The sequence below is a fragment of the Arthrobacter sp. genome, from assembly GCF_030540645.1.
Taxonomy (GTDB): domain Bacteria; phylum Actinomycetota; class Actinomycetes; order Actinomycetales; family Micrococcaceae; genus Specibacter.
In genome coordinates this window covers 1-8,005 of the sequence record NZ_JAUNVV010000043.1, presented here as the reverse complement: position 1 = coordinate 8,005, position 8,005 = coordinate 1, and the positions used below count along the sequence as shown (strand labels likewise).

Here is an 8,005-nt window from a genome sequence, read left to right as displayed (position 1 = left end):
GCCCTCGCGGATGGCGAGTTGCACGCCTTCCAGGGGGACGCCGTCGTACACGCATCCGCCACACGTTTCGCTCATGCCGTACGTGGTGATGACGTTTAGCCCGGCACCGCGCGCGGCCTCGAGCAGCACCGGGTTGATGGGGCCGCCGCCGAGCAGGATCGCGTTGAAGCGGCGCAGCACCGTCAATGTTTCCGCGCTGGGATTGCTCAGCAGGCGGGTGAGCTGTGTCGGGACCAGCGAGGTGAAACGCATTTTGTCGGTGAGTTCATGCGCGGCCTCGGTGAACGCTTCCGGGGTGAAGCCGCCGCTCATGTCCATGGCCCAGGGGCGGGCGCCGGCGAACATGCTGCGTACCAAGACTTGCAGCCCGGCCACGTAGTTCATGGGCAGTGCGAGGAGCCATTGGCCCTCGCCGCGCAGCGCCATGGCTGTCCCCACCGAGGACGCCGCCAGTGCATCCACACTCAGCAGGGTGCGCTTGGGTGTGCCGGTGCTCCCCGAGGTGCGCACGACGGCGGCAATGTCCGTTTCGCTTCCGGCCGGCAGTCCCAGCTCGGCCTGCGGGATGAGGGTGAAGCTTCCGTCCGGGTCGATTTCGACGGCTGGGCCTTCGCCGGCGAGTGCTTCGGAAAGGGCCTTGAGCAGGGGTTCAATATTCATGTGTACCTATATAGGGGGAGTTAGAAGTAGTACGGGAAGGAAGACCAGTCAGCGTCGCGTTTTTCAAGGAACGCTTCCTTGCCCTCGACTGCCTCGTCCGTCATGTAGGCCAGGCGGGTGGCTTCGCCGGCGAAGACCTGCTGGCCGGCCAGGCCGTCGTCCGCCAGGTTGAAGGCGAACTTCAGCATGCGCAGGGCTTGCGGTGACTGGCGGGCGATGTCTGTCGCGTATTCCAGCGCCACGTTTTCCAGATCTGCGTGGGCCACTGCCTCGTTGACGGCACCCATGGCGACCATGTCATCTGCGGAGTATTCGCGGGCCAGGAAGAAGATCTCGCGGGCCTTCTTTTGGCCGATCTGCCGCGCCAGCAATGCCGAGCCGTAGCCAGCGTCGAAGGAGCCCACCGTGGCGTCGGTCTGCTTGAACTTACCGTGTTCGCGGGAAGCGATGGTCAGGTCGGAGACGACGTGAAGGGAGTGCCCGCCGCCTGCTGCCCAGCCGTTCACGACGGCGATGACAACTTTGGGCATGGTGCGCATGAGACGCTGCACTTCCAGGATGTGCAGACGTCCGGCGCGGGCCGGGTCAATGGTTTCCTTCGTTTCCCCGTCGGCATACTTGTAGCCGTCGCGGCCGCGGATGCGCTGGTCCCCGCCGGAGCAGAAGGAATGGCCGCCGTCCTTGGGGGAGGGGCCGTTTCCGGTGAGCAGCACGGTGGCCACATCCGGGGTCATGCGGGCATGGTCCATGGCGCGGTACAGCTCATCAACGGTCCCGGGGCGGAAGGCGTTGCGCACTTCCGGGCGGTTGAAGGCGATGCGTACCGCGGGCAGGTCCCGCACCACGGCGCCGTCGCTGTCCCGCTCCACCTGCCGGTGGTAGGTCATGTCGGTGAAATCAAAGCCCTCCACCACGCGCCACCGGGTGGGGTCGAAGATGTCTGATACCTGCTCGGGAAGATTAGTGGCATTCACGCTAGTGATTCTAGCGGGCAGGCGGCCCGGGCAGGCGGTGGCCGGACTTTAGCCTTGCGGCGGGGTGGACCTCAGATGCTCACGCAAGCCGGGAATCGAGAATCTCACTTCCCCGTGCCCTGCGGATTCGATCAGGCCGGCATCGATGAGCCGGGCCCTGTAGTTGGCCGCAAGTGTCAGCTTTGCCTCCATGCGGCGTGCAATGTCAGCGGTGCCGGACACTCCCTCATCCACGGCCATGGCCCGCAGGTAGTCCATGTCGCGGCGGCTGGCATGGGCGATGGCCGGACCCACAACCAAACGAATGTTTCGCTGGAGTGCTGCCGAAATGGCCTGCCCGGCCGCAGCCTCCGTCACAATGCCGGCACCCTGCTCCGCCTCGCGCCAAAGAAAATAGCCGACCAGCTGCACAAGAAATGGGTAGCCGGTGGTGGCGGCGGCAGCCTTGGACGCGATTTCCCGTGTCAGGGTGAATCCGGCTGTGGAGAACAGGCTGATGTATGAGTCCTCCACTTCAGCGACGTGCACCGGGTGCAAGTCGATTTTGTCAGCCCGGCGCAAAAAGGTGGCGACGCCTTCATTAAGCAGGTCTGAGACAGCCGAGGGAAGACCGGCACACACAAAGCCGATGGGCAGCCCGTCCCGGACAAAGTGCTGGATGACAGCAGCGAGTTGGAGCAGCTCGTCCCGGTTTGCATCCTGAATTTCGTCGAGGGTGACGAGCAGCCCGGTCTTCTTCTCGTTGAGCCGCCGCAGCAGCTGCTCGCCCAAGGTTCGGAATTCCACCTGTCGCTCGGGCGGCAGCTGCGTGGTGACTCCGAAGCCGGCGGCAACAAACGCCGTGATTCTCCTTGTAGGCGGCCCGGCCCCCAGCTCATCGTTGAGCACACGCATGGAATCGGCGATTCGCGCCAAAAATCCGCTGGTTGACGTCTCGGAGATGACGGCCCAGCCTTGTTCCCGCGCCAAGTCCTCCGCTTCGTTCAGCATGACGGTTTTGCCGATGCCACGGGCACCGGTGATGATCGTCAGCAGCCCGAGGACGCCGGAGCGGATGCTCAGCCCATAGGCGAACTCGCCGAGCAGATCCGTGCGGTCCAGCAGTTGGGGTGGTGTGCGCCCGAAGGATGGCCTGAAAGGATTCTCCATGCTCCCATCCTAAACACGTTGTGAATTCTTGTGAATGTTATGAATTCATAAGATTCATAGAAATTCATAGGCGGAAGTAGCGGGTTCCTCGAGCTTCGCCAGACATTCAGGTCCGCGCACATCAGATACTGTTTTTGCATGAGCCTGTTTGCGCCTGTGACCCTGTCTGGAAGATACGTTGTCCTCGAGCCACTCAGCCTGGACCATCACGACGGGCTGGTGGCGGCGGCGTACGACGGTGAACTCTGGAACCTTTGGTACACGTCCGTGCCGCAGCCTGCAGAAATGCGAGCCGAGATTGAACGGCGGCTGTCCCTGCAGGAATCGGGCAAGATGCTCCCGTTCACCACCCGGCTGAAGGATCCAGTCACGGGTGAACCCGGCAGGATTATCGGCATGACCACGTACATGAACATTGATGCATGCGTTCCCCGCGTCGAGATTGGTTCCACCTGGAACGCAGCCAGCGCCCAGGGCACCGGGACCAATCCGGACAGCAAGCGCCTGCTACTGGGACATGCTTTTGAAGCCCTCGGCTGCGTGGCGGTGGAATTTCGCACCCATTGGATGAACATCCAATCCCGTGAGGCCATTGCCCTGCTTGGCGCCAAGCAGGACGGAATTCTCCGGGCCCATACCCGCATGGTTGACGGCTCGCTGCGCGACACCGTGGTCTTTTCCGTCCTGGCCGCCGAATGGCCCCAAGTGCGCAACGGGCTCGACTACAGACTGGCCAAAAAACGATGACCGTTCCACAGTGGGAAGGTGCCGTCAACGCCCGTCTGCTCGCCGGGGACATCTACCGCATGGGCCGCAGCGAATGGCTCACCGAACACGGCTGGGAACAGCTTTTTAGCGACGGCGTCCGCACCGTCATCGATCTGCGGAACCAGGGAGAACGCAAGCGCAGGCCCACCGACCCGGTGGTGGGCGTGGACGCATTGGCGAGGCTCGCCGTCGTGCATTCACCGACGGAAGACCCTCAGGATCCGCAGTACCACGAACTTTTCAACCCGTACATGAACCATCCGCGGCTGTATGCGGACATCGTACGGATGTTTCCGCAGCAGGTGGCGGCCGTGTTCAAGGAACTGGCTGCGGCACAGGGCGCCGTGGTGATCCACTGCTCGGCCGGGCGGGACAGGACCGGGCTCATCGCCACGTTGCTGCTGACGCTGCTGGGGCAGTCGGAGCGGGCTGCAGGGGAGGACGAGCTGGCCACGCGCGGCATCAACGCCTGGCATTTGGTGGCACCTGTGAAGCATCCCTACGAGAGGCACATGGACGGGGCGGAACTGTCGGAGCTGGTGTCCGGGCGGGGCCAGGCTGTGGAGAAGTTCGTGGCGGGCATGGATGTTCGCGGGTTCCTGCTGGCCAACGGTGTAAGTGCTGCCGAGCTCGACGCCGTGATTGCCCGGAGCCGCTGATCGGGGCCTCCATGTTGCTGAAGAAGGGGCAAACTTGCGCGATGGCCGATACGAAACGCCGTTCTCGCAAGGTAGCCCCGTTCTCGTCGGGCGTGCGGTCAGCTGCGTGAACCGGCGCCGATGAGTTCGTGTTTGCCCCGCGACATGACACCAGTCTCACCGACAACGCTTTCCCCTGCAGCGCCGTCCCCGAGAATGTCGACGAGTTCCTTGTTGAACACAAAGTAGCGGTAGGCCAGGAAGCGGAAGATGGTGCCCAGGGCCAGCCCGATGACGCCACCGGCAATGAAGTCTGCCGTGAAGGATGTGAGTCCCAAAACGTAGCGGGAAACTACTTGGCAGGCCAACACTATGCCTAGCCCCAGTCCGTTCATGAGTAGAAACAACATGAATTCCTTCCACACCCGCTCTGAGCGGCGGTGGCGGAAGGTCCAGTAGCGGTTGGCAAACCAGGCAAACAAAGTTGCGGCGACCGTGGAGACCACGCGGGCCTTGATAGTGCTCTCGGACATGGGTCCATGCCACAGAAGAGTGTAGATGCCGTTGTCGATAAACCAGCCAAGGCCGCCCACAGCGCCAAAGGCCAATACCTCGCGCCAGAGCAAGGCGATGAGGTTCATGATCTTGTCAACAACGTTCATGAGGCCTTCCAGGGTGGGCAATCAGCGGAGTTATCGATAACAAATACGTCCAGGGATGCCCTTGGTCGCTGATCTATGCTTACGGTATTGAAAGTAACACCAGATTCGGCACTGTGCGCATATTGGCGATTATTGTTCGAATTGTGACGCAGTTCATATCGGGCGCTCTTATGTTCGGGCCCCTTGGGTAGAACCCGTCCTTCCCCGTGGAAAGCACAAAGCAGATGAGCAACGAAGCACCGAAGAAGACACGAAGCGGCAAGGGCAGGCCAATGGTGGGGAACAAGTTCAAGAACTGGCTCTTCAACGCGCCTGGGGTTGTTGATACTGCCAAGCTAGGAGCGTTGGTGGGCCGGACAGCTGCGCGGGCACAAACGCGTGAAAACGAGCACCATGCAGCAGGTGGCAATACTGCTGCCACCCATGACATTCTGGCCGGTCTGTGCAGCCAACAGTCCACGGGAACAGCGGATTGGAGTGACTCCGAACTCGAGGACTACTTGTTCTGCGCCCGCCTGCTGGTCAAGGAGTCGCTGGGCATGGAGCTCTTTGATACGCAGTTGCTGGCCGCTGCCAACATGCTGCGGGGGACCGCGGTGGAGATGGACACCGGCGAAGGGAAAACCCTCGTCGGCGCCCTGGTCGCCGGGGCGCACGCCCTGCGTGGCCGCCGGGTGCACGTGCTGACCGTCAACGACTACCTGGCCGGGCGTGACGCCCACTGGATGGCTCCATTTTTCGAGCGGCTGGGCGTCACGGCGGCATCTGTGACGGAAGGCTTCGAAGCTGTCGAGCGCCAAAAGGCCTATCGTGCGGACATCGTGTACGTCTGCGTGAACGAACTTGGCTTCGACGTCCTGCGCGACCGCACACGCACGGCTCCGGAAGACGCAGTCCTGCAACCATTCGAGGTCTGCATTGTGGATGAGGTTGATTCGGTGCTTGTGGATGAGGCAACCGTGCCGCTGGTTTTGGCCGGCCGGGCACGCAGCGAACTCCAAAGCATGGATGTGGCGGAGTTTGTCAGCGGCCTCAAGTCGGACCTCGACTACACGGTGGAAGCGGACAGGCGCAATGTGTCACTGACGGATGCGGGCCTACGCCGTGCCGAGGTGTGGTGGCCCGGCGTCGAGCTGTATTCGGTGGAAGGAACACCGCTGTTTTCCTCCATCAACGTGGCCCTACACGCCCAAGTTTTGCTGCAGCGCGATGTCGACTACATCGTGCGCGACGGTAAGGCCGAGATCGTCTCCGACTCGCGTGGACGGGTGGCCGCGCTGCAACGCTGGCCGGACGGCTTGCAGGCAGCTGTGGAAACCAAGGAAGGACTGCACAAAACCGAACAGGGAGAGGTCCTTGACCAGCTCCTTGTCCGGGACCTGGTGAAGTCCTTTGCCAGCGTGACGGGCATGAGCGGCACCGCAGTGGCCGTTGCTGAGTACCTGCGCACCCACTACACCCTCGACGTCGGCAGGATTCCGTCGCACAAGAAATGTATCCGACAGGACCGACCCGAGCGGATCTACGCGACGTCCGCCCAGCGCGATACCGCCGTGGTCGATGCGGCGGCTGCCGCCCATGCCACCGGCCAACCGGTGCTGATAGGAACCCACGACGTCGCCGCATCGGACCGGTTCGCTGCCCTGCTGGCGGCCAGGGGCATTGAAAGCCAGGTCCTGAACGCCCGCAACGACAGCCTCGAAGCTGAGGTCATTGCCCAGGCCGGGCGCCGGGCGGCCGTCACCGTCTCCACTCAAATGGCCGGCCGCGGCACCGATATTCTGCTGGGCGGGACCGGTGCCACACAGGCCGGACACGGCGCAGTCGCGGCACTGGGTGGACTGCTTGTCATTGTCGTGGGCCGCTTCTATTCGCCCCGCCTCGACGCACAACTGCGCGGCCGTGCCGGGCGGCAGGGTGACCCCGGTGCCAGCGTGATTTTCTCCAGCATGGAGGACCCCGCCGCGAACGGCCAGGAAGCGCATGGCCTGGAGCTCACTGAGTCCGTGGCGCGGGACATTGACGACGCCGGGCGCGTCACCAGGGCGGATGTGTCCAAGCTGCTGGACAGGGCGCAGCGACTTGCGGAACAAGAACGCCAGGAAACCGCCCAAAACTCCTGGAAGTACAACGAACTGATCGCCTATCAGCGTCAGGTTGTGCTGGCCGAACGAGACACAATCCTGCGCGACGACGGCGCGGCGCTGAAGGTCTGTGAAGGACTCGCCCCGGCCCGCATTCAGACGCTCGGCAGGATGTTGGGTGCTGAAAAGCTCGCCGCTGCCTGCAAGGCCGTCATGCTCTTTGAGTTGGACGGGCAGTGGAGTGACCACCTGGCGCTGCTTTCCGAGCAAAGGGCAGCCATCCATCTGCGCTCCCTGGGGCGGCAGAACCCGCTGGATGAATTCCGCAAGGAGACCATCAGCCTCTTTGAAGGATTTTTCGACAGGGTCAACGAGAGCGCTGCTGAGACACTCGCCGTGCTGGACGTGGTTGACGGGGAAGTGGACTTGGAAGCAGCTGGCATCCGCCGCGGCACCACCACCTGGACCTATGTGGTCAATGAGGACCCCTTTGGCAGCCCGAGCGACCAAGCCGTGAAGTGGCTGTTGAAAAAGATGGGCAGATAGCTTTCCGGCAGGCCATGCACAGCGAATACTTGGAAGAGTCAACTACGGAACGCGGATGAGGCGGGAGCCATGGGCCAGCTTGTTTACTCAGCGATCACGTCGCTGGACGGTTACATCGAGGACCGTGAGGGCGGTTTCACCTGGGGTATGCCCGACGACGATGTGCACTCCTTCATCAACAATCTTGAACGAAGCATCGGTACCTACCTGTATGGGCGCAAACTCTATGAAGTCATGAAAAGCTGGGAGCCCTTGTTCGGCCAGCCTGACCTAATCCGCGTGGAGCGGGACTTCGCGGCTATCTGGCACATGTCCGAAAAAGTGGTGTTCTCACGAACACTGGAGGAAGTCAGCACAGCACGGACGCGCATCGAACGCACCTTTGATCCGGAGTCCATCCGTGCCATGAAGGCCAGCGCTGAAGACGACTTGTCAGTGGGTGGCGCGGAGTTGGCCGGAACCGCCTTCAAGGCAGGCCTGGTGGACCAGATCCACCTCTTCATTTCACCCATCCTCGTCGGTGG

The 8,005-nt window shown here is 62.5% G+C and carries 8 protein-coding genes; 4 read left to right on the top strand and 4 right to left on the bottom strand.

The annotated features are described in order from the left end of the window. The 3 genes from Q4P21_RS09615 to Q4P21_RS09605 form a co-directional block, all read right to left on the bottom strand. Window positions 1-660 (bottom strand): AMP-binding protein (locus Q4P21_RS09615; protein WP_303388555.1); only part of this gene is annotated, 660 nt, incomplete at its 3' end. Window positions 661-680: 20 nt separating this feature from the next. Continuing rightward, the gene (locus Q4P21_RS09610) at window positions 681-1,643 is read right to left on the bottom strand and encodes a 1,4-dihydroxy-2-naphthoyl-CoA synthase (RefSeq protein ID WP_303388575.1); all 963 of its coding nucleotides are present in this window, start codon (window positions 1,641-1,643) and stop codon (window positions 681-683) included. A gap of 39 nt (window positions 1,644-1,682) precedes the next feature. After that, a complete protein-coding gene (locus Q4P21_RS09605; protein WP_303388554.1) occupies window positions 1,683-2,783 on the bottom strand; it encodes an ATP-binding protein in 1,101 nt (366 codons plus the stop codon). A 138-nt stretch (window positions 2,784-2,921) separates the two neighbouring features. On the opposite strand from Q4P21_RS09605, the gene Q4P21_RS09600 reads away from it, so the two are divergent. Next, on the top strand, window positions 2,922-3,530 hold the full coding sequence (locus tag Q4P21_RS09600) for a GNAT family N-acetyltransferase (protein ID WP_303388553.1): 609 nt from the start codon (window positions 2,922-2,924) through the stop codon (window positions 3,528-3,530). Continuing rightward, on the top strand, window positions 3,527-4,210 hold the full coding sequence (locus tag Q4P21_RS09595; protein WP_303388552.1) for a tyrosine-protein phosphatase: 684 nt from the start codon (window positions 3,527-3,529) through the stop codon (window positions 4,208-4,210). Before Q4P21_RS09600 ends, Q4P21_RS09595 begins: the two co-directional genes overlap by 4 nt. 98 nt (window positions 4,211-4,308) lie before the next feature. On the opposite strand, the gene Q4P21_RS09590 is transcribed toward Q4P21_RS09595, so the two are convergent. After that, on the bottom strand, window positions 4,309-4,851 hold the full coding sequence (locus Q4P21_RS09590) for a GtrA family protein (RefSeq protein WP_207343371.1): 543 nt from the start codon (window positions 4,849-4,851) through the stop codon (window positions 4,309-4,311). A 206-nt stretch (window positions 4,852-5,057) separates the two neighbouring features. On the opposite strand from Q4P21_RS09590, the gene secA2 reads away from it, so the two are divergent. Both secA2 and Q4P21_RS09580 read left to right on the top strand, forming a co-directional pair. Further along, window positions 5,058-7,481, top strand: coding sequence for an accessory Sec system translocase SecA2 (gene secA2 / locus Q4P21_RS09585; protein WP_303388551.1), 2,424 nt, complete (start codon window positions 5,058-5,060; stop codon window positions 7,479-7,481). A 69-nt stretch (window positions 7,482-7,550) separates the two neighbouring features. Further along, window positions 7,551-8,005: dihydrofolate reductase family protein (locus tag Q4P21_RS09580; protein WP_303388550.1), on the top strand; the 455-nt coding region annotated here is incomplete at its 3' end.

Bases quoted from the DNA above. Each gene is read 5' to 3' on its own strand.
- Q4P21_RS09605 (WP_303388554.1), bottom strand. From the start codon at position 2,783: ATGGAGAATCCTTTCAGGCCATCCTTCGGGCGCACACCACCCCAACTG.
- Q4P21_RS09600 (WP_303388553.1), top strand. From the start codon at position 2,922: ATGAGCCTGTTTGCGCCTGTGACCCTGTCTGGAAGATACGTTGTCCTC.
- Q4P21_RS09590 (WP_207343371.1), bottom strand. From the start codon at position 4,851: ATGAACGTTGTTGACAAGATCATGAACCTCATCGCCTTGCTCTGGCGC.
- Q4P21_RS09595 (WP_303388552.1), top strand. From the start codon at position 3,527: ATGACCGTTCCACAGTGGGAAGGTGCCGTCAACGCCCGTCTGCTCGCC.